Source organism: Schaalia georgiae DSM 6843 (genome assembly GCF_000429245.1).
GTDB classification, from domain to species: Bacteria; Actinomycetota; Actinomycetes; order Actinomycetales; family Actinomycetaceae; genus Pauljensenia; species Pauljensenia georgiae.
Genome location: NZ_AUBM01000013.1, coordinates 19,576 through 39,315 on the forward strand (window position 1 = coordinate 19,576; position 19,740 = coordinate 39,315).

General features: G+C 67.4%; 20 protein-coding genes and 2 pseudogenes. 9 read left to right on the top strand and 13 right to left on the bottom strand.

All coding sequences use genetic code 11. The features are described from left to right. Window positions 1-3: 3 nt before the first annotated feature. Together G447_RS0107500 and G447_RS0107505 are read right to left on the bottom strand one after the other, a co-directional pair. On the bottom strand, window positions 4-549 hold the full coding sequence (locus tag G447_RS0107500; protein WP_026430603.1) for a GNAT family N-acetyltransferase: 546 nt from the start codon (window positions 547-549) through the stop codon (window positions 4-6). A 124-nt stretch (window positions 550-673) separates the two neighbouring features. Then, window positions 674-1,483: a class I SAM-dependent methyltransferase gene (locus G447_RS0107505; RefSeq protein ID WP_026430604.1), complete on the bottom strand. Its 810-nt coding sequence runs from the start codon at window positions 1,481-1,483 to the stop codon at window positions 674-676. 291 nt (window positions 1,484-1,774) lie between these two features. Here G447_RS0107505 and G447_RS0107510 point away from each other — a divergent pair, with 291 nt between their 5' ends. After that, window positions 1,775-2,290 (top strand): pyridoxamine 5'-phosphate oxidase family protein, encoded by a 516-nt coding sequence (locus G447_RS0107510; protein WP_026430605.1) that lies wholly within the window; start codon window positions 1,775-1,777, stop codon window positions 2,288-2,290. A gap of 64 nt (window positions 2,291-2,354) precedes the next feature. Continuing rightward, window positions 2,355-2,711, top strand: a complete 357-nt coding sequence (locus tag G447_RS0107515) for a nuclear transport factor 2 family protein (RefSeq protein WP_243442334.1) — start codon at window positions 2,355-2,357, stop codon at window positions 2,709-2,711. Between the two features lie 864 nt (window positions 2,712-3,575). Here the strand turns inward: G447_RS0107515 and G447_RS0107520 are convergent. The 7 genes from G447_RS0107520 to G447_RS0107550 all read right to left on the bottom strand — a co-directional run bounded on the left by G447_RS0107520 (window position 3,576) and on the right by G447_RS0107550 (window position 9,306). Further along, window positions 3,576-4,121 carry a ClbS/DfsB family four-helix bundle protein gene (locus G447_RS0107520; protein WP_026430607.1) on the bottom strand — a complete coding sequence of 182 codons (546 nt, stop codon included), beginning with the start codon at window positions 4,119-4,121 and terminating at the stop codon, window positions 3,576-3,578. A 51-nt stretch (window positions 4,122-4,172) separates the two neighbouring features. Further along, a complete protein-coding gene (locus G447_RS11300) occupies window positions 4,173-4,817 on the bottom strand; it encodes a hypothetical protein (RefSeq protein WP_034476706.1) in 645 nt (214 codons plus the stop codon). Window positions 4,818-4,849: 32 nt separating this feature from the next. After that, window positions 4,850-6,379, bottom strand: coding sequence for an MFS transporter (locus tag G447_RS0107530; protein WP_026430608.1), 1,530 nt, complete (start codon window positions 6,377-6,379; stop codon window positions 4,850-4,852). Next, complete coding sequence (locus G447_RS0107535) at window positions 6,376-7,035, bottom strand: DUF421 domain-containing protein (protein WP_026430609.1); 660 nt, start codon at window positions 7,033-7,035, stop codon at window positions 6,376-6,378. Before G447_RS0107535 ends, G447_RS0107530 begins: the two co-directional genes overlap by 4 nt. Window position 7,036: 1 nt before the next feature. Next, window positions 7,037-7,486, bottom strand: a complete 450-nt coding sequence (locus tag G447_RS0107540; protein WP_026430610.1) for a DUF3290 domain-containing protein — start codon at window positions 7,484-7,486, stop codon at window positions 7,037-7,039. Window positions 7,487-7,723: 237 nt separating this feature from the next. Further along, the gene (locus G447_RS0107545) at window positions 7,724-8,167 is read right to left on the bottom strand and encodes a hypothetical protein (protein ID WP_026430611.1); all 444 of its coding nucleotides are present in this window, start codon (window positions 8,165-8,167) and stop codon (window positions 7,724-7,726) included. Between the two features lie 236 nt (window positions 8,168-8,403). After that, on the bottom strand, window positions 8,404-9,306 hold the full coding sequence (locus G447_RS0107550; RefSeq protein ID WP_026430612.1) for a LysR family transcriptional regulator: 903 nt from the start codon (window positions 9,304-9,306) through the stop codon (window positions 8,404-8,406). Window positions 9,307-9,473: 167 nt separating this feature from the next. Between G447_RS0107550 and G447_RS0107555 the strand changes: the two genes are divergently transcribed. From G447_RS0107555 to G447_RS12890, 6 genes and pseudogenes are all read left to right on the top strand, one after another. After that, entirely contained in the window at window positions 9,474-10,322 is an 849-nt protein-coding gene (locus G447_RS0107555; RefSeq protein ID WP_026430613.1) for an aldo/keto reductase, read from the top strand. Window positions 10,323-10,462: 140 nt separating this feature from the next. After that, a pseudogene (locus G447_RS12630) lies at window positions 10,463-10,711 on the top strand (carboxymuconolactone decarboxylase family protein); the annotation flags it as partial. Between the two features lie 355 nt (window positions 10,712-11,066). Continuing rightward, a complete protein-coding gene (locus tag G447_RS12635; RefSeq protein WP_243442336.1) occupies window positions 11,067-11,210 on the top strand; it encodes a cupin domain-containing protein in 144 nt (47 codons plus the stop codon). 38 nt (window positions 11,211-11,248) lie between these two features. Beyond that, window positions 11,249-11,467 (top strand): annotated as a pseudogene (locus G447_RS12885) (HsmA family protein); the annotation flags it as partial. 125 nt (window positions 11,468-11,592) lie between these two features. Further along, entirely contained in the window at window positions 11,593-11,862 is a 270-nt protein-coding gene (locus G447_RS0107570) for a type II toxin-antitoxin system RelB/DinJ family antitoxin (protein WP_026430614.1), read from the top strand. After that, on the top strand, window positions 11,859-12,191 hold the full coding sequence (locus G447_RS12890) for a type II toxin-antitoxin system PemK/MazF family toxin (RefSeq protein ID WP_081697884.1): 333 nt from the start codon (window positions 11,859-11,861) through the stop codon (window positions 12,189-12,191). The genes G447_RS0107570 and G447_RS12890 overlap by 4 nt, the downstream gene beginning before the upstream one ends. Before the next feature lie 215 nt (window positions 12,192-12,406). On the opposite strand, the gene guaA is transcribed toward G447_RS12890, so the two are convergent. Both guaA and G447_RS0107585 read right to left on the bottom strand, forming a co-directional pair. After that, on the bottom strand, window positions 12,407-13,987 hold the full coding sequence (gene guaA, locus G447_RS0107580; RefSeq protein WP_026430615.1) for a glutamine-hydrolyzing GMP synthase: 1,581 nt from the start codon (window positions 13,985-13,987) through the stop codon (window positions 12,407-12,409). Window positions 13,988-14,053: 66 nt separating this feature from the next. Then, the gene (locus G447_RS0107585; protein WP_026430616.1) at window positions 14,054-14,638 is read right to left on the bottom strand and encodes a biotin transporter BioY; all 585 of its coding nucleotides are present in this window, start codon (window positions 14,636-14,638) and stop codon (window positions 14,054-14,056) included. Between the two features lie 63 nt (window positions 14,639-14,701). Here G447_RS0107585 and G447_RS0107590 point away from each other — a divergent pair, with 63 nt between their 5' ends. Then, a complete protein-coding gene (locus G447_RS0107590) occupies window positions 14,702-15,523 on the top strand; it encodes a TetR family transcriptional regulator (protein WP_026430617.1) in 822 nt (273 codons plus the stop codon). Between the two features lie 535 nt (window positions 15,524-16,058). Here G447_RS0107590 and G447_RS0107595 read toward each other — a convergent pair. Together G447_RS0107595 and G447_RS0107600 are read right to left on the bottom strand one after the other, a co-directional pair. Further along, window positions 16,059-17,036: an endonuclease domain-containing protein gene (locus tag G447_RS0107595; RefSeq protein WP_243442335.1), complete on the bottom strand. Its 978-nt coding sequence runs from the start codon at window positions 17,034-17,036 to the stop codon at window positions 16,059-16,061. A gap of 627 nt (window positions 17,037-17,663) precedes the next feature. Continuing rightward, window positions 17,664-19,736: a bifunctional phosphoribosylaminoimidazolecarboxamide formyltransferase/inosine monophosphate cyclohydrolase gene (locus G447_RS0107600; protein WP_026430619.1), complete on the bottom strand. Its 2,073-nt coding sequence runs from the start codon at window positions 19,734-19,736 to the stop codon at window positions 17,664-17,666. Window positions 19,737-19,740: the final 4 nt, after the last annotated feature.

Consider the following 19,740-nt stretch of genomic DNA (forward strand, 5'->3'; position numbering starts at 1 on the left):
GCGCTACAGTTCCAGCCTCATGTGCACGAGCTCCTGGTAGCCCGCGGACGAGGACCGGTAGCCCCGGGGGTTGCGCCCGTACTCCTCGAACCCCGCGCGCCGGTAAAGGGACACCGCCCGTTCGTTGTCCGCCACCACTTCGAGCTCGAGCTGGGCGTAGCCCGCCCGCCGGGCGCAGTCGATGCACGCCTCCATCAGCGCCCGGCCGATCCCCATCCCCCAGTGCTCCTTCAGGACACTGATCCCGAAACGCGCCCGGTGCCCCACCTTGCGCCTGCCGCCCACCGCTCCGACTCCCGCAGTTCCCACGATCCGCCCATCGATCATGGCGACGAGCTCGACCTCGTTGCCACTGCGTTCCGTCCCCTCCAGGAGGCGTGCCTCCTGCTCCTCGTCGGCGCCCTGCTCGTCCGGGTACGACAGCAGGTAGTCGGTCTCCGAATGCGTGCGGCGCATGGTCTCGCGCAGCGCCCGGGCGTCCGACGCGACGGCGTTCCTCACGAGGAGTTCCGCCCCGCCCTTCAATGCCACCGTTTCGGCGTACCTCATCGTCGGACTCCTTGTCTCCCCGGTAGCAGGGTTCCGTGCGACGTAGTGGGCTCCCAGCGGCGCGCCTGTCGGCCTGATCCGACCGCGCTCCCGAGGGCTCCTGGTGGCCCGGAGGGCCGGGCCCTCACGGCTCCCGGACGCTGATAGTGGTCATGAACACCATGCGGAACAGGTCGGAGATGCGCATGAAGACCCTGGTCGACAGTCTCATCCCGCGCACGTGGATGTCCCGGTAGTAGGGCACGTGTTCGATCAGGCGCGCCTGATCGATGAGCCTGTCGGCGAACGCGTGGGGGTCATCGATCGAGAAGCGCATGACCGAGGCGTTTTTCAAGTGCTTCACGTAGCGCTGCGACATCTTCAGGCCCCTCGACGAGGTTACGTCGAAGACCACTCGCACGTCGTCGAAAGCGGCCAGATGGTTGATGAAGTCGACGACGCGTTCCTCTTCGAAGAAGTGGAAGACGCCCGAGACGACGACGATGGTGGGGCGCTCACCGTGTTCCTTCACCCGTTCGATCCACGAGTAGTCGAACATGTCCCCCGGGATCAGGAACTGCCGATCGCCGGGCTTGAGGAGTTCCCTGCGCACATCGATGACCTCGGGCAGGTCCAGTTCGAACCAGAGCGCACGACCGTTGTCACAGCGCCAGTACGTCGTCTCCAGGCCGCATCCGACGTTCACGACCGTCGCGTCAGCGTGCCCGGCGAGGAACTCCCGGATCCGGCGGTCCATGTTGACGGAACGCGCGACGCTCGAGAGCATCGTGTATTCGTTTTGCGCGTCGCACATCTTCGCGGCGTCCGAGGGCAGGGCAGGTTCGAGGTCAAGCACCTTGGAGTCGGCGATCATATCGGGATAGTGTTTCGACGCGTAGATGCGCCCCACGAGGGGGATGTACAGGGTCTTCGACAGCTCGCTCAGTTCGGCCATGGCCTTTTTCTCCTTCGCATCGCAGGAACGGTCACCGCTCACAGGGAACACCGTCGGGCGCCAGGTTTCAAGGCGCGGAGGTCCTAGGCCTGCGCCAGGCGGTACGGGCGCGCTCCGGCGTGACAACGCAGCCCCGCCGCATCTGACGCCCCGCCCACGGCGAACCGACCGCACCCCGCACTGCGGAGCAGCCCCGCCGATCAGCCCACAGGCGCACTGCCCGGATCTATGCTGGTGGTGAGGGCCCCGTGTGGCGCGGACCCCGACCCCGACCCCGAAGGGAGAGGACCCATGGATGGAAGCGGAATCGACTGGGAGGCGGCGGCGAACCACTGGCTCGACCAGGAGGCCGGCGAGGCGCGCATGCCCGCGGGCGACCTGATCGCCGAAGTCGAGGAGTTCCTCGGCCGCCACAAGATCTGCGCGCTGGCCACGGCGGGAGCAGGGGTCGTGCGCAATACGACGGTCGAGTACGTCCACGCCGAGGGGGCCTTCTGGATCGTCAGCGAGGGCGGCCTGAAGTTCCGGGCGTTGCGGGAGAACAACAATGTGTGCCTGGCAATCCACGACGACGACACCTCCTTCGACACGCTCGCCGGATTGCAGGTGACAGGCACGGCGGAGGTGCTCGAGCCCTTCGGCACGGAGTACGAGCGCGCTTGCCGACTGCGCGGAATCCCGGTGGAACGGCTGCGCGAGCTGCCCTTCGTCATGAACATCATCAAGGTGACCCCCACGCGCTACGACTACGTCAGCGGCAGACTCAAGGAACACGGGTTCTCCGCGCGCCAGCACATCGACCTCTGAAGGGGGACGCCGGTGGATCTGGTCTTGAGGAGGCGCCCGTGAACCCGGCTTCGAGGAGGCGCCCGTGAACGCGGACCTCGGAGGGGCGCCCGTGAACGCGGTGGAAACACTCGCCCGTTTCTTCCAGGCCGAGAACGACAGGGATTGGAAAGCGTACAGGACTTTCTTGCACGAGGACGTGGTCTGGCACCTGCACGGCGAGGGGGACAGGACGATCCGCGGGGTCGAGGAGTACCTGCGGACGATCCGGGATGCCTACGCGGGATCCGACGCGCGCTTCCGCGTGGAGGAGGCGCACGAGGCGGCCCGCGGAAGCCGCGTCGTCGTCCTGTTGGTCGATGACTCCGGGAAGAGGTCATTCGAGGTGTTCGACTTCGAAGGCGGCCTGATCAGGCGCGAGCACGAGTTCCTCCTGGGGTGACGCGGATGCGCTACGGGGAGGGCCCGCGACCAGGTGCGCTTGGACAACTCCCAGGCGGCCGTCGTCAGCGGCAGCGGTTTCTCCGTGATGGCGGAAGAACCGCGCGATGGTGCGGGGGATTGTGCCCGGGCACTGGGGTAGGCAACTGCGCGTTGGGGTGGGCAATTCGCCTACCCCAATGGGAGGTTCCCTGCCCCGAGAGGCCGTTGCCTACCCTGATGCGTTCCGCTGCGGCACTCGACCTTGACGCTTTCCTGCTGCGGGTTCCGAACCGCGCTGTCACGAGCGCCTTTCGTGCTGGGAGCGCATTCGGATCGGCATTTTCCCTTACCGGCCCTCCCCAGGGCGCCGTCATGGTCCAAAATGCGTCTGGGTTTCGCTGTTTTCAGCGGGCCCAGCACAGGGGTGGTCCAAAATGCGTCTCAGTTTGACGGTTTTGGCCGGATTCAGGCGATTTCGGGCAGACTCAGACGCATTTTGGACCAGGCGTCCGGAAAGACCCCGGATCCGCCCGAGACTCAGACGCATTTCGGACCACCGAGCAACCGGGCAACCGGGCCACTGTCCCGGAAGACCCCGGACAACCGGGCCGCCGTCCCGCAAGACCCCGGACCACCGGACCGCAGGGCGGCTGGCAGAAGCAACGCGCCCGCCGACTCCGTGGAAGTCCCGCACTGCGCCCCCCGCCTAGAACACGAAGAGCTTTCCCGCTGCCATCGTTATCCCGCCACCGGCGATGATCCAGTGGTGTCCCGATAGGCGCCGCCGGCCCTTGCGCCCGGCCAGCCTCGCTACTGGGAACGAAGTGCCACGGCGCGATCAGCCACTCGGGGGGAGCGGAACCCACATCCGCACCCGGCTCGACTACCCGCGTCGTTTGCAGTTCCTCCTGTGGGCGCGCAGTTTCTTGAGCGCCCAGTCGTAGTGGGAGCTCGTGGCGCTCACGAAGTAGGAGCCCAGCGTCGTGGTCCCCGTCCAGTCGAATCGTCCTTTATGGAACAGGTCCTCGTCGGAGAACCCCTCCGCCAGGGCCATGACCGCGTTGTGGGACTCTTCCAACAGCCTGCGAGCCTCCTCCAGGAGCGTCGCCTGGTGTTTGCGCCACAGGGCGATGTTCATGTCGCCGTAGGTCCGCCACGTGTAGGGCCCGGGCAGGAATGGCCGTTTCTCCCCGGCCGCGTTGGCACCCGCCCATTCCAGCAGAAGCAGGTGCCACTCGTGGAGGTGGGCCAGGACGTCGCGCAGGTTCTCATCCCGGCTCCAGTGCGCCTCATTCCGGCCCTTATCGGCGGAGAAGTCGAAGGGGGCCACCAGCTCGCCCTCAGTCATGGAGGCAGTGAACTCCGTGAGCTTCCCGTACCCGCGCGCGGACGCGGCGATCAGCTCATCCTTGCTCGTAGGTCGCGCCACGCAGCAGCCTCCTCCATCTCCCGGGCAAAGGGGTTCCTGACTCCTCCCATCCTAGGGTGTGGGTTGCGGGCCCCCGCTGGAAACACCGCGCATCAGCAACCATGCCGTCGATAGGACGATCGCTATCAACATGGGGATCGGCTTCACGGGCTGCCCGAAGTAGGTGCTGAGGATCTGTGCCAGTCCGATGGCTGCCCCGCTGTACTTCCAAAGGGGCCGGGACAACAACCCGGCCCAGGCGATCATGAACACCCCGAGCATGATGTCGCACATATGCCACGCCCCGTAGATCTCGGCCACAGCCGCCTGGAGACCGTCGTCGGCGATGGAGGGCAGCCCATTGACGGGATAGACGAGCCTGCCAGTCCCGAGCACGATCACCACCCATGCGATCAGCATCAGCACGAAGCTCGCCACCGCAAGCCCGGTCAGCGTTCTCCCATTGCGGACACGCGATTCGAGACCGTTGTAGAAAGCCCACCCGCCCAGGACGGCTGAGAGCACGAGCAATTCGTCCATGGCCATGAGCAGACCACTGTACTGGTTGACGGCTTGGCGCAAGGAGGCCGCCGGCGCCATCTGGAGGCTGAAGTACAGGAAGCCGATCCGAACGGCCGCGTACACCAGAACAGCTGCGACGAGCACCCCCTGGGCCAGTCGGCGCCTTCTCTTCTGTTCAGAGGACCGACTGCCCATGTGTTCCTCCCTCGGGTTCCCGGCTCACTCTCTCACCGCTCCCCTGCCTGCGACCTCGATCCGAATGCGGCGAGCGCCGCGATCAGCACGAGCACCACCGCCGCCGCGCAGAACGCCACGAGGACCGCATGGGCGTAGGCGCTGCTCGCTGCGGCGCGCACCGCCTCCGCCTGCCAAGCGCCTCGCGTGTCGGCGGCCTTGAACGCGAGGGAAATGGACGCGAAACCCTCGGCGGCGGTTCCCCGGCACGCCACTGCGTACGACGAGCCGACGAGCGATCCGAGGGCCCCGATCCCGATAAGGCACCCGAGCTGTTGGAAGGTGGAGACGAGCGCGGATCCGCCGCCTCTTCGCTGGTCCGGAACGCGCTCCATCGCCCACCCCTGCATGACGGGCAGGCCCATTGCCATGCCCAGGCCGCAGGCGCACTGGCCCACGACCATGAGGGGGTATCCCGCGACCGCCGTCGACGCAGCCATGACGACCAACCCGAGGGCGATGACGACGAGGCTCGCCACGCACGCGCGTCTCTTCCCCAGCCGATCCGAGACTTTCCTAGTGATGGCGGCGCCCACCATTGCAGCGGCGACCATGGGCATGAGCATGAGCGCCCCCACCAGCGCGCTGTTCCCCAGTGCGGTCTCGACATAGGCGGGCAGCACGAACATAATGCCCGAGATCGCGACGTTGAGTGCGAGCAGGGACAACGAGGCGGCGGCGAAAGAGGGGATGCGCAGCAGACCGAGCTCGGCCAGCGGGTTCGACGACCGGATGTCACGACGGACGAACACCGCGATCACCAGCGCCCCCGCCACCATCGGGCCCCAGGAATCCGGTGAGGCAGGGGAGATCTGCGCGTTGATGAGACCGGCCGAGACCAGGGCGAGCCCGGCGAGGGCGAGCAACGCCGACACGAGGGGCAGCCGGGCACGGGCCCCAGCTCCTCCACCGGACTGACTCCGGTCGCCGGGCAGCAGGAGGACGTTGAGGAGCAGGACGATGAGGAACGCCGCCAGGTCGAACACGAAGATGGCGCGCCAGTCGGCGAGGTTGACGAGCAGGCCGCCGAGCACCAGGCCGAAGGGGGCGCCGAGGGTCATCGCAACGGCGTTCATCGTGAGGGCCAGGACTTGCCCGTCGGATTCGAACAGGCGCGTGATGAGGGCGAGCGTCATAGTGATGGAGAAGCCCGCGCCGAACCCCATGACTCCCCGTGCGACGATAGTGGTCACGGAGCTCGTCGCGAGGACGCCCGCAGCGGAGGCAACAGCGAAGGCACTTGCGCCGACCAGGAGCGTCCGCTTGCTCCCCCACCTGTCACCCAGAGAACCCGCGAGCAGCATGAACGCCCCGAAGACCAAGTTGTAAGCCGAGACCATCCACTGCTGCTCGACCTGGCCCGCCCCCAGTGAGACCGAGATCGCGGGGAGGGCGATATTGAACGCAGTCGTGTTGGTGAAACACACGAATGTTCCCAGGCACAAGCCCCCCAACGCCCGCCAGGCCCGTTTCGCCTCGTTCCCGCCCCGCGCCTCGCGGCTGCCGCGGCCCAGGCCGCTCACGCCTTCGATCCGGCGGCCTTCGAGAACGGCACGATCTCGAGCTGTCCGTCAACCAGCTCAGCCAGGAAGACCTGCTTGACCGCGGAATAGCCCTGCGCTTTCAGCTGCTCTTTCACCCACGCCGCATCGCGGCCCACCAGTGCGAGGCCGCTGGGCACCAACTGCCCATCGCTCACCAGCGGCAGGAGCGAGTGCTTGCTCTCAGCGCCGCGCACCCGGATCGTGAGGCTTCCATTGGTTTCCATGACCGCGGCCTCGACATCCGCAACTCTGGAAACACCCTGGTCGCGCAGGCTCCTGCTGAGGCTCTGCGCCGTCAACCCCACCTTCGCGCAGTGCGCGATGTCCACCTGCCCGTCACGGATGATCAGTTCGGGCTGGCAGGCGGTGAGCTTCTTGAAGGTCTTGGAGTAATCGATGAGGATCTTCGTCGCAATGACGACGAGCGACCAGATGAGGATGATGATGAGGAACTGCAGCAGCGTGATCGACGAGTTGTAGATGACTCCGCCGATGATGCCGCCCAGCACGTAGTTCTGGACCTGGTTGAGCGGGGTGTTGAGGGAGAAGTCCCGCTTTCCGAGGATATTGATCTGGAAGATCATCGTGAGGATCCCCAGCGCGAACTTGATGGCCGTCAGCGTGTAGAAATCCATGTCAGTGCTCCCCGTTCACGTAGACGTTGTGATCGATGATGTGGGTTCGCTCGAGGGTGTAGGAGTTGTTGTCGTCGCCCAAGTGGACCAGGTAGTCCTCCTCGTTGAAGCGCACGATGATGCCGTCTTGCAGGGAGGTCGAGTTCACCAGGACTTCGCTGGCTGGGACGTTGTGGTCCGTGGCGACGCCCTCCACGAAGCGCACGAGCAGCTGGGACTGGGATATCTGGCTGCTCACATGGAGGTACTGCTCGGTCTGAATGCCCAGCAGCACGAGGGAGAGGACGATGGCGCCCACCCCGGCGTCCCGCCAACGGGTCCGCACCTTGTCGCGCAGGTAGAGGGCGCTGAAGACGAGGCCCACCAGGAGGAGGACGAGGATCGCCGCCACGCGCCGGGCCGAATCGGCGCTCTGGTGCGAGATGATGTAGTCGAGGGTGTAGAAGTCCATGCGCCGTCCGCTCCGCTTCCGATTGGCTTGGATCGGGGGAAGCGTACCACCGCCGCCTGCCGCCCGTCACCCATCTCCCATCGTCGCGCTCGCGGGGCCTGGCGAACAGGCCCCACCGCCTGTTCCCCACCCGGCAGCGGCCCCAGCGCCCATCGGAGCCCTGCGCGCTGGCCCCGTCGCCCGTCACTCCCAGGTTGCCGGGTTGTCAATGGCGCACAAGGGGATGTTGCGCATCGCTCAACGGCGGCGCGCGCGGAACGCCCAGCCCTCGTCCCGGACCCTGTGCAGGAGGAAACTGACCCCGGCCAGGGCGAGGGCGAGGCCAAGGCCCGTGTAGAAGAATGCGACGAACCAATCGGGGAAGATCCCGGCTGCCCGCATCCCGATGCCGAGCGACATCATGACCGCCATCGTCGCGTAGCTCCGGGCGTCGAAGAACCGGAGGGGGTTGTGCCTCGCACCCTTGAGCGACCTGATCCTGCGGGAGTTCTTCACGACGAGTCTGCTGAATATCGTGTGGAACGCCAGGAACGTCGCAACCGCTCCCACAACCAGCGCGACGGCGACGGCCAAGGCGATCCCGCTCATTCCGGTTGCCGCGCGGGCGCCCAGAACTGCGACATTGGCCCCGGCGACCAGCCACACCACGCCGGCCACGACGATGAGGTTATTCTTCTTCATTCTCATTCATTCCTCCGCAGGGTTGCTCCAGAATCGGTTGACGGGGCGTGGGCGTACAGGGCGGCGTCGAGGAGTGCGAAGAGCGTCTCGCAGTCGGCCCCTTCCATCAGCGACGCGAAGACGGTGCGCAGGGTGAAACGGCACAGGCCCTCACAGCTTCCCGGGCACTGCGCCCACTGCCGGGAAGGCCCCGCATCCAATGAGCGGGATTCATTATAGGCGCGCACCAGGGAGCCTCATTGGTCCCCCGCTGAGGCCACCATATCCCCCAGGCAGCGGAGGAACTCCTCGCAGGCGCGGGAGCGCAGGCGATTCTTCTTCCACACGAGGAAGGACGCGATCGTCAGGGGCGGATCGAGTGGGACGAAGCGCATCCGCGGATCGTCGTCGACCTGCACGAGGTGCTCGATCCCCATGGCGCATGCGACGCCCGTTCGCACGAGGTACGACGCGTTGCCGATGAGGTCGAAGCGTCCGACGACGTTCAAGCGCTCTGTGCTGATGGCTCCATTCGACCAGGCGGCCACGTCGACGGCCTTGTTGGAGGTCCGCGAGCTCATAAGGAGGGGCATCCGTTTCAGGTCGTGGGGGCTCACGGCCCCGAGGGAACCCCACGGGCCGTCGGCCGCCACGCACACGCCGACACGGTCTACGACAGGCATGCGGACGGACTCGTATTTGTCCAGGTTGACCGGCTCGAGCAGGAGCGCGAAGTCCAGCAGACCGCGTTCGAGGCGCTCCTCGACCGCGTCCGCGTTGCCCGTGTACAGGTCGATGGTCACATCGGGGTGCGCGCCGCGCAGCTGGCTGAAGGCCGAGAGCACGACCCGCATCGCCCGCGCCTCCCCGGCTCCGATGCGCACACTCCCGGCAACACCGCCCTCCCGATCGGCCAGCTCCCGTTCGGTCTGCTCGACGAGGGCGAGGATCTCCTCGGCGCGCTGGCGCAGGCGCATGCCGTCTGCCGTGAGCACGCACGCCCTATTGGTGCGCTCGAAGAGCACCACACCCAGCTCCCGTTCAAGGTCTGCGATCTGACGGGAGAGGGTGGGCTGTGTCACGTACAGCACGTTCGCCGCCCCCGTCATGTTCTCCTCGCGGGCAACGGCGAGGAAGTAGCGAAGGGTTCGGAGTTCCACACTCCCCTCTCATACGTATTACACATCTCCAGTTAGTTGACATAGGCATTTTACATGCCGCGCGGCGGGGCATACGCTGGGAGCAGCGCGGTGATCGAGGTGCGCGCAGGTTTTCGGGCGGGCCCCGGTCGCGCGGGCGATACGACTGAGGACGAAGGAAGGCAACAATGAACCACATCACCCTGAACAACGGCGTCGAGATGCCCCTCGTCGGCCTTGGCACCTACCTGCTCTCCCCCGACGAAGCCCAGGCGTCCGCCACCTTCGCCCTGGACAACGGCTACGAGCTCATCGACACCGCCAACGTCTACGTCAACGAGCGCGGCGTTGGACGCGGCATGCGCGCCTCCACCAAGGCGCGCGAGGACATCTTCCTGGAGACGAAGTTGTGGCCGTCCTTCTACAGGAGCGCCACCGCCGTGGACGAGACGCTCGAGCGCCTGGGCACTGACTACATCGACCTCATGATCCTGCACCAGCCGGCCGGCGACTACATCACCGGATACAGGAAGCTCGAGGGCGCTTACAAGGCGGGCAAACTGCGCTCCATCGGCATCTCGAACTTCAACGCGGCAGAAGTCCAACACCTCATCGACGAGTGCGAGACCACCCCCGCGCTCATTCAGACCGAATGCCACCCCTACTTCCCGCAGACCGAGCTCAAGGAGCTCCTCGCGCAGCACAACATCGCACTGCAGGCGTGGTACCCGCTGGGCGGGCGCGGCAACGACTCGATCATGGGCGAGCCCTTGATCGGCGAGATCGCCAAGGCCCACGGAAAGTCCCCCGCGCAGGTCATCCTCCGCTGGCACGTGCAGCAGGGCACTATCGTCATCCCGGGCTCGAAGACCCCCTCGCACATCGCCCAGAACATCGAGCTCTTCGACTTCGCGCTGACGGACGAGGAGATGGCGCGGATCGCGACGCTCGACAAGGGCGATAGCATCTTCCACCACACACCGGAGATCCTGGACCGCTTCGCCCACTTCGTTCCCGACGTCGACGGCCAGAAGTAGAGCCGAGGCCGAGGCGCGCAGGCACCGCGGTCGCAAGGCGGTGCCATGCGCGCGAAAGCCATCCCGGCGGCCTCGTCCCCGGTTCTTGCTGAGACACCGGAGACGGCCCCACAATGCCATGAGACGTGAAGGAGCACGCAATGCCAATCAAGCAGACGGCGGGACGCGACAGGCTCGGCGAGTTCGCCCCCGTGTTCGCCCGCCTCAACGACGACGTCCTTTTCGGCGAGGTGTGGAGCCGAGAGGGTCAGCTCCCCCTCAAGTTCCGCAGCATCGTCACGGTGAGTGCGCTGATCGGCAAGGGCATCACCGACAGCTCGCTCAAGCACCACCTGGAGTTGGCGCGCAAGAACGGCGTCTCCCGGCTCGAGATGGCGGAGCTCCTCACCCACATCGCCTTCTACGCGGGGTGGCCCAACGCCTGGGCGGCCTTCGCCATGGCGGCAGAGGTCTACGACGAGGCCGGGGCTGAGGAGTCCGGACACGGCGGTTTCTTCGGCATGGGCGCCCCGAACGACGGGTATGCGCAGTACTTCAGTGGCCGCTCGTGGCTGAGCCGGGTGAGCCACGAGGGCGACTACCTGCCGGTCTTCAACGTCACCTTCGAGCCGGGGTGCCGCAACAACTGGCACGTGCACCACGCGAGCAGCGGCGGCGGCCAGGTCCTCATCTGCGTGGACGGCGAGGGCTGGCACCAGGAGGAGGGGGCCCGCGCAGCGCCTACGGCCCGGCGACGTCGTGGAGGTGGGCGCCAATGTCAAGCACTGGCACGGCGCCACCGCCGGTTCGTGGTTCAGCCACCTGGCATTCGAGTATCCCGGCGGGGACACGAGCACCGAGTGGCTGGAGCCCGTGGACGACCAGGCCTACGCCGCGTTGGAGGGGTAGCACCGCACAACCCCCATGAACAAGGGGGCTTCCCGTGCGACACGGCGGGGACGGTAGTCATGTCCGTGGTCGCGCGGGGCGCCTCGGCGAACCCGGCGCACGCGGTGACCGCGGCCCTGGCGACTATCCTCGTGGTCGTCCACGCCGTGTGGGCGACCGTCGTCCTGGTGCGCAAGAACCGCGAGGCCATAGCGCGTTTCCACCGCTCCAGCGCGGCCGTGTGGACGATCTGGCTGATCCCCTGCTTCTGCGGCATGCTCATGGGCGTCCCCGCCATCGACCTGACTCCGAACGCTGCCTTCGGCGTCACCCAGGTGCAGCAGTCGTATGCCCACTATGGGGATGCACTGGGTACACTATCTATACGAAGAAGGGAGCAACGATGCCAACGACAGCCCGCAGTGCCGAGATCAAGACCCGCACGACCGCCCAGATCAAGGCTGATGCCTCAAAGATCTACGCCCATTGGGGAATCAGCCTTTCGGACGCGATCAACATCTTCCTCACCAAGTCGATCGAGGTGGGAGGACTCCCCTTCGACATGCGCCCCTCCGCCCCCTCGTTCGACGGCTTGGGGCACCACGCATACCACCCCAGATTGGACCCGAACGGGGTAGCCACCCTCCCGGGAGACTGGGATGAGGACGAGTGAGCCCCCCGCCCTCCCCATGGGAGGTCTGGCATGCGCGTTTCAACTTCGACAGACGCGGCTACAAGTTCCGTCCCGTCCTCGTACTGAGCCACGCCCCCAGCGGCTTGCTCGCCGCCATGATCACCAGCGCATCCAACAAGCGGGCGCTCCCGCACGACACCCCCATCGAAGACTGGGAACAAGCCGGACTCGCCAAACCATCGCTCGTGCGAGTCGACCGAATCGCCATGCTTCCCACACCGTACCTCGGAACAGCGGGCAGGGTCGGCAGACTATCCCTTCACGATGCCCACAGAGTCAGCGAGGCATTGAGAGCACTCTCTGGCTAGTTGTTGTGGGGTGTGAGGTTGTTGTGGTGGTGTTGGTGGCTGGTGATGGGGGCACCTTCGGGCAGGTGGCGGTCCGCAGTGGCGTTCATATTCTTACTCACTCCACCTTTCCCGGTAACCGGCCCTCCGTAAAACCCGGGACTATCCAGCAACATGGTTAATGCCGATGGGCTTTTCCACTTCACTAGGAAAAGGCGCTTCTATGCGGCCTATCGTCATTCCCACTCGATCGTGGCCGGGGGCTTGGAGGTGACGTCGAGGACCACGCGGTTCACCTCGGGCACCGAGTTGGTGATGCGCGTGGAGATGCGGGCCAGGACGTCGTAGGGCAGGCGCGTCCAGTCGGCGGTCATGGCATCCTCGGAGGACACGGGGCGCAGCACGATGGGATGGCCGTAGGTGCGCCCATCCCCCTGCACGCCCACGCTGCGCACGTCCGCCAACAACACCACGGGGCACTGCCAGATCTCCTGGTCCAGGCCCGCGGCGGTCAGCTCCTCGCGGGCGATCAGGTCGGCGGCGCGCAGGATGTCCAGGCGCTCGCGCGTCACCTCGCCGATGATGCGGATCCCCAGGCCAGGGCCCGGGAAGGGCTGGCGGTTCACCAGGTAGTCGGGCAGGCCCAGCTCGCGCCCCACCGCGCGCACCTCGTCCTTGAAGAGGGTGCGCAGGGGCTCGACCAGCTCGAAGGCCATGTCCTCGGGCAGGCCGCCCACGTTGTGGTGGCTCTTGATGTTGGCGGCGCCCTCGCCGCCGCCGGACTCGACGACGTCGGGGTACAGGGTGCCCTGGACGAGGAACTTGACCTCGCCGTCGGCGGCGCCAACCTCTTCGATGACCTGCTTCTGGGCGGCCTCGAAGGAACGGATGAACTCGCGACCGATGATCTTGCGCTTGGCCTCGGGCTCGGTGACGCCCACCAAGGCGGACAGGAAGCGCTCGGACTCGTCGCAGGTGATGACGCAGATGCCCATTCCGCACGCGTAGTCGTTCTCCACCTCCTCGCGCTCACCCGCGCGCAGCAGGCCGTGGTCGATGAAGAAGCAGGTCAGCTGATCGCCGACGGCCTTGTGCACGAGGGCCGCAGCCACGGAGGAGTCCACGCCGCCCGACAGGGCGCAGATCACCTGGGCGTCGCCGACCTGCTCGCGGATCTTCGCGACCTGCTCGTCCACGATGGACCACGCGGTCCAGTTGGGCTTCAGGCCCGCACCCTCGTACAGGAAGTTCTTCAGGGCCGCCTGGCCGAACTGGGAGTGGCCGACCTCGGGGTGCCACTGCAGGCCGAACAGGCGACGCTCGCGCGACTCGAAGGCCGCGACCGGGGTCTCGGAGGTGGAGGCCGTGACGGTGAAGCCCTGCGGGGCGCCCTGGACGGCATCGCCGTGGCTCATCCACACGACCTGGTCGGCGGGGGTGCCGCCGAAGAGGCACGAATCCCCTGCGACTGAGGCCTCGGTGTGCCCGTACTCGCGGGTGCCGGTGCGTCCCACGGTGCCGCCGAGCGCGTGCGCCATCGCCTGGAAGCCGTAGCAGATCCCCAGGACGGGGACGCCGGCCTCGAACACCGCCGGGTCCACGGAAGGGGCGCCCGCCTCGTACACCGAGGAGGGGCCGCCGGAAAGGATGATCGCCGCGGGATCCTTGGCGAGCATGTCGGCCACGCTCATGGTGTGGGGGACGATCTCGGAGTAGATGAATGCCTCGCGCACGCGGCGGGCGATGAGCTGGGCGTACTGGGCGCCGAAGTCGACGACGAGGACGGGGCGGGGGGCAGGTGCGTTCACGCCAACCATGCTACCCGTTGGAATGGGGCGGCGCCCCCACGCTCACGGGGGCGCCGCAACACGGCCGGACCGGGGTCAGCGGCGGGTGAGGGAGCGGACGACGGGGAAGACGCCGGCCGCGACCACCGCCTTGAGCAGGTCGCCGACGACGAAGGGGGCCAGGCCCTTCGCGATGCCGTCGGCGAGGCCCATGTGGGTGAAGGGGATCATCCACGCGAGACCCGTGGCGTAGACCGAGAAGAGGGAGACTACGGACGCGGCGAGCATCGTGTGGGGCTTGCGGTCCCAGCCGCGCTCGGCGGCGGCGCCCGCGATCAGCGCCACCAGCGCGTAGCCCAGGACGTAGCCGAACGAGGCGAAGGCCCAGCCGACGTGGTCCTCGGCGAAGACCGGGGCGCCCGCGACGCCCAGCGCGGTGTACAGGGCGACCGACAGGAGGGAGCGGCGGGCGCCGCCGAGGGCGCCCACGCTGAGGGCACCGAGCGTGCCCAGCGAGACGGGGATCGGTGTGAAGGGCAGGGGGACGGAGAGGCGGGCCATCAGAGTCAGGACCAGTGTGCCCGCAACGACCAGGACGGCTTCGCGGACCAGGGTGCCGCCGAAGCGGTCGGCGAGGACGCGGTCACGGCGCAGGGCGGGGGACGCGGTTGCAGTTGCCACAGAACTTCCTTAAAGACTTGAATTGAACACTGTTCAGGACAGGGTATTCACTATAGTGGCCGCATGTCAACAGGGAGCGCGCCCGACAGGGGCCGCATCACGCGCGAGCAGATCCTGGCGGCGGCCATGGAACTCCTCGACCAGCGCGGCCTGCCGGACCTCACCATGCGCAAACTGGCCGCCGAACTCGGCATCCGCCCCTCCGCGCTCTACTGGCACTTCCCCGACAAACAAACGCTCCTGGCGCGCCTGGCGGACCGGATCATCGGGAGCGCGCCGAAGCCTCCCACGAGCAGCCCGGGTGCGGGTGAAGGCCTGGGCGGGGGCGGTAGCGCCGCGCGTTCCGGGCCCCTGAGCAAGCACTCCGGTCCCGCGCGCTCTGGGGAAGCCGCATATCCTGGCGACTCCAGCGAGGACGGCGGTGCCGCATGCTCCGAGGCGGCCACGCACCCCCACGACTCCAGCGAGGACCAGGGCGCCTCGTGCCCCTGCACTGCCGGCACTGTGCCCTGGGAGAACGCGATGCGCGCCTCGGCGGACACCATGCGCGCGCGGTTGCTGGCCCACCGCGACGGGGCGGAGATCGTCTCGAGCTCCATCGCCCTTGGCCTGACGCGCCTGCCCTTGACCGCGATGATCCACGAGCCGCTGCACCGCGCGGGCGCCTCGGCCGAGACCATCGACATCGCCGCGCGCACACTCGGGCACTTCCTACTGGGGCACGCCTTCGACGAACAGCAGGCCGAGGCCGCGCGCGCCCTCGGCGTCGAACCGGCACTCCCCCAGCTCCGACTCGACCCCGCGTCGGCCGGGGCCGCCTTCCGCGCGGGCATCGACCTCATCGTCGCCGGCACCGCCGTTCGGATCGCAGCGGACCACCCCTGACCCCTTGTGGGACGAGGGCGCGATCCACGCAACCGCCGGCCGGATCACAGTAAACCGCGTCCGACCACGGAAAAGATCACCCGTCATGCTACGGCCCCCCAACGGCTCCGGCCGTTGCCCCGAAACTGCGTGACGCGGCCCTTCCCATCGCACGACGCGGTGGAATGCCACCGCTGTTAGGGACTCGGCCCCGACCCGCACTCCACCCGCACGACGCAGTGGAGCACCGCTTCGGTTTGAAAGGCGGGCCTCCCGCTCGCACGGTGGATTCGAGTGCTGCCGCATTTTGGGAGCACCCAGTCCTCTACCCACACCCCACCTCGCGACGCACTGCGGGCACCGTCGGGCAGGGCATACTCCTCCGCGCCGCTTAGACCCCACTTTCACCGGCCCGGGCCCAACCTCGTGAAATCGGAGGGGAACATTCGCACCAGTTAGACCCCACTTTCACCACTTAGGCCCAGAATCCTGCTGTGTTCCCGCCACTCCAGAGGCCTAAGTGGTGCAGATGGGCGAGAAATGGTGCACAACGACGTTACGCGTAGAAGCGCCTATGGGGCCCATTGCTCTCAAACGAAGGAATCTGCCATAGATCCTCATACGAGGACATCAACACCCCTCCAGCCGCGCAGAGGAAACGGGCGATGCGGGAACGCAACCCCACGAAGTCGTTGAGATCATGCCAATTTAGCCGGAAAACGCGCCACCCCGCCTCTTCGATGCGCTGCTGACGCACCATCCAACGCCGCTGGGCCCGGCGAAATGAAGTCAGATCGTCGCCAAGCTTCCCCCGACCGTCGAGTTCAATGATCACGCGCAGTTCAGGGAGGGCAATGTCCGCGAAGTACTGTTCCCCGTCCGCAAACACTTCGAACTGGGTCACGACAACGCTGTCGGTCAAGGTCCTCACGATCCAGACGACAACGGCTTCGAGCACGCTGTCGCATCCGCCATCGGCAGATGCGATGAGCCGCCGGGCCCGGTTGCGCCAACGCCGGTTACCCGACTGTTCGAGCGCTTCCAGCATGCTCTCGCGCACCGCCTCAACACGCCCGCGCGACGCCGGCAGGTTGAAGCGATCGAATCGGGCCAGACGATGAAGAACCATCGCAACCGCGACAGCCCCCTCTATGACTCCGCTCCCCTGCACCAGTCTCACGGCCGCGTCAACGGGCGTTTCCGCCTGAACGCCTCCGAGGACTGCGACAGGCCCATGAATCGGTGGAACCGTCGTGATGCGGATCCGGGCCTGCGGCACGACCGTCCGCGTCCCCTCGACAGTTGCCAGCGCATACGCGCGGCGGCGCCGGTAAGGCCACAACGTGACATCGGGATTCGCGACCCACATCGGGATTCCGTGAAGGACCAGGGCGCTGGAACCGACGAAGACGGCCCTGCCGCGGTAGGTGTCATTCACCGCGAGAATCCGCCCCAGGGCAACCGCCTGCCATTCCTGCCATGGTTCGGTGTTTCCGGGATGCGGACGGATGTGGAATCCGCGTCTGATCCTCATACGCGGCGAGGATCCCACCGCATGCCTGTCCGTGTGCGTGGTCCTGATGATTTCGATCCGTGGGACGCTCATCTTCCAACTATCGAGCGAGCACCGGCGAACGCGCATACTCCCTTCCCTGGCCTGTGGATAACGGCACGCCGTGGGCACACCCTCTTCTTAATCTCCCCACGCATCGCTGGCCTGTGGATAACGGCATGCCGTGGGCACGAGGCCCCGGGGCCATTCGCACCAGTTAGATCCCACTTCCACCACTTAGGCCCAGAATCCTGCTGTGTTCCGGCCATTCCAGAGCCCTAAGTGGTGCAGATACGCACTAAGTGGTGCGACAGCCTCGTGGAGCACCGAAGCCGAACACGATATGGGAATGGGAAGCCGGCTCCCAGCCTTGGACAAGCAGACCGCCACGGGCACAAGGCCGGCTACAGCACCCGCACGAGGACGCCCCCGGGTGGCAGAGGAATTTCCGCATCGGCGCAACTGCCCCACACCGCAGAAGGAGGGCCGGTCTCAGCCCCTGCGAACCACACAACCCGGCTCCGGGGGCTCGGCCGACCACAGAGGCGGCGCACCGTGCTGTGCGAAGCGCGCCCCACGGGCGCCACCCCCAGGCCCCGCAGCCGGGGATCAGTGCGCGAAGTGCCGCGTCCCAGTCAGGTACATCGTGATCCCGGCTGCGTTGGCGGCGTCGATGGACTCCTGGTCGCGCACGGAACCACCGGGCTGGACGACCGCTTTCACGCCTGCGTCGATGAGGACCTGGAGGCCGTCGGCGAAGGGGAAGAACGCGTCCGACGCGGCGACGGCACCGACCGAGCGGCGCTCGGGCGCGGCGGAGACGACATCCCTGGCCCTCGCCCCGCCGGCGGAGTCCACGTCCGCGACGGCATCGGCAGCGGCGTCGCCGGTGCTGCGCACCCCCAGGGCGTTGGCCCGCTCGACGGCGAGCCTGCACGAGTCCACCCGGTTGACCTGCCCCATGCCGACACCCACTGAGGCGCCGTCCTTGGCCAGCAGGATCGCGTTGGAACGCACCGCGCGCACGGAGCGCCACGCGAACTCCAGGTCCGCCAGGGTCTCCGCGTCAGCCGGGGCCCCGGCCGCAAGCGTCCAGTTCTGGGGGAAGTCGCCGGGCGCGTCGAGTCCATCGCGCTGCTGGACGAGCACGCCCCCACTGATCTGCTTGAACTCGTATCCACCCCGGGCGGGTGGGGCGACCTGGAGGACGCGCAGGTTCTTCTTCGCGGAAAGGACCTCCACAGCCCCCTCCTCGTAGGCGGGCGCCAGGACCACCTCGGTGAAAACAGGGACGATCTGCCGCGCCAATTCAACGCTCACAGGACGGTTGACCGCGATGACGCCGCCGAAAGCGGACACGGGATCGCAGGCGTGCGCCTTGCGGTGGGCTTCGGCGGCGTCCCCGCCCACGGCGATCCCACAGGGGTTGGCGTGCTTGACGATGGCCACGCACGGGCGCTCGTGGTCGTAGGCGGCGCGCAGCGCGGCGTCGCCGTCGGTGTAGTTGTTGTAGCTCATGGCCTTGCCGTGGAGCTGGCGCGCGTTGGCGATACCCGGCAGGACGGCGCCACCGCGCGGATCCGACCCACTGTCACCGTCCAGACCGCCCTGCGGGGCGGGGGCAGTGCCATCGGGACCAACCCCAGAAGCGGGGGCCCCACCATCGGGCCCAATCCCTGAAGCCGTCGCCCCACCATCGGGACCTCCCTCGGCGGAAGACGCAGCACCGTGGACTCCGACCTGATCGGAGTCATCGAACTTGCGGTACACGGCGGCGCCCTGGTGGGGGTTCTCCCCGTAGCGCAGCACGTCGGCGCGCTCGAAGGCGTCGGCCACATACAAGGGCATCGGGGCGGGCGCCCCATCCTGCGCCTCCGACCCTTGCACCTCCCAACCCGCGCCCGTGGCCGCCCCGTCTGCCGCCTCCGAAGTCGCGCCCTGTTCCACCGGGGCTTCCGCGTCGTCGCCGACGATGTAGCCCAGCGAGCGGAGGAACGCCTCATCGGAGGCGTCGAGATGCTGTTCGCACACGTAGTCCAGGCCGTCGGCGACCTCCTCGAGCCCCAGGGAGCGCGCGAACCACCCGGCGATGGCCAGGTCGTAGGCGGCCGTGTGGGCGAAGGCCTCGGCGGCGAGCCCGCGGCGCTGCTCCAGGGTGAACCCCTGCCCCGCGGCGGCGGCTGCGACCTCGGCGTAGCGCGAGGGCGAGGTGACGACGGCGACCGACGGGTGGTTCTTGGCGGCCGCGCGCACCATCGAGGGCCCGCCGATGTCGATCTGCTCGACGCACTCGTCGAAACCGGCACCGGAGGCCACTGTCCGCTCGAAGGGGTAGAGGTTGCACACCACCAGGTCGAAGGCGGCGATGCCCAGGTCGGCCAGTTGGGCGCGGTGGGCGGGCTTGCGCTGGTCGGCCAGGATCCCGGCGTGGACCGAGGGGTGCAGGGTTTTGACCCGCCCCTCGAGCACCTCCGGGAAGCCCGTGACCCGGTCGACGGGGGTGACGGCCAGTCCCGCCTCGGCGATGCGCGAGGCCGTGGATCCGGTGGAGACGATCTCGACGCCGGCGTCGGCCAGGGAGCGCGCCAAGTCGATCAGACCGGTCTTGTCGTAGACCGAGACGAGGGCGCGCCGGATGGGGCGGGTGTCAAGGGGTTCGAAGTCGTCGGGGCGTGCGGACATGTTT

What these genes read in the sequence shown, in the direction of transcription:
- G447_RS0107500 (WP_026430603.1), bottom strand. Translation starts at nt 549, where the DNA reads ATGAGGTACGCCGAAACGGTGGCATTGAAGGGCGGGGCGGAACTCCTC.
- G447_RS0107505 (WP_026430604.1), bottom strand. Translation starts at nt 1,483, where the DNA reads ATGGCCGAACTGAGCGAGCTGTCGAAGACCCTGTACATCCCCCTCGTG.
- G447_RS0107510 (WP_026430605.1), top strand. Translation starts at nt 1,775, where the DNA reads ATGGATGGAAGCGGAATCGACTGGGAGGCGGCGGCGAACCACTGGCTC.
- G447_RS11300 (WP_034476706.1), bottom strand. Translation starts at nt 4,817, where the DNA reads ATGGGCAGTCGGTCCTCTGAACAGAAGAGAAGGCGCCGACTGGCCCAG.
- G447_RS0107535 (WP_026430609.1), bottom strand. Translation starts at nt 7,035, where the DNA reads ATGGATTTCTACACGCTGACGGCCATCAAGTTCGCGCTGGGGATCCTC.
- G447_RS0107540 (WP_026430610.1), bottom strand. Translation starts at nt 7,486, where the DNA reads ATGGACTTCTACACCCTCGACTACATCATCTCGCACCAGAGCGCCGAT.
- G447_RS0107545 (WP_026430611.1), bottom strand. Translation starts at nt 8,167, where the DNA reads ATGAAGAAGAATAACCTCATCGTCGTGGCCGGCGTGGTGTGGCTGGTC.
- G447_RS0107555 (WP_026430613.1), top strand. Translation starts at nt 9,474, where the DNA reads ATGAACCACATCACCCTGAACAACGGCGTCGAGATGCCCCTCGTCGGC.
- G447_RS0107570 (WP_026430614.1), top strand. Translation starts at nt 11,593, where the DNA reads ATGCCAACGACAGCCCGCAGTGCCGAGATCAAGACCCGCACGACCGCC.
- guaA (WP_026430615.1), bottom strand. Translation starts at nt 13,987, where the DNA reads ATGGTTGGCGTGAACGCACCTGCCCCCCGCCCCGTCCTCGTCGTCGAC.
- G447_RS0107590 (WP_026430617.1), top strand. Translation starts at nt 14,702, where the DNA reads ATGTCAACAGGGAGCGCGCCCGACAGGGGCCGCATCACGCGCGAGCAG.
- G447_RS0107595 (WP_243442335.1), bottom strand. Translation starts at nt 17,036, where the DNA reads ATGAGGATCAGACGCGGATTCCACATCCGTCCGCATCCCGGAAACACC.
- G447_RS0107600 (WP_026430619.1), bottom strand. Translation starts at nt 19,736, where the DNA reads ATGTCCGCACGCCCCGACGACTTCGAACCCCTTGACACCCGCCCCATC.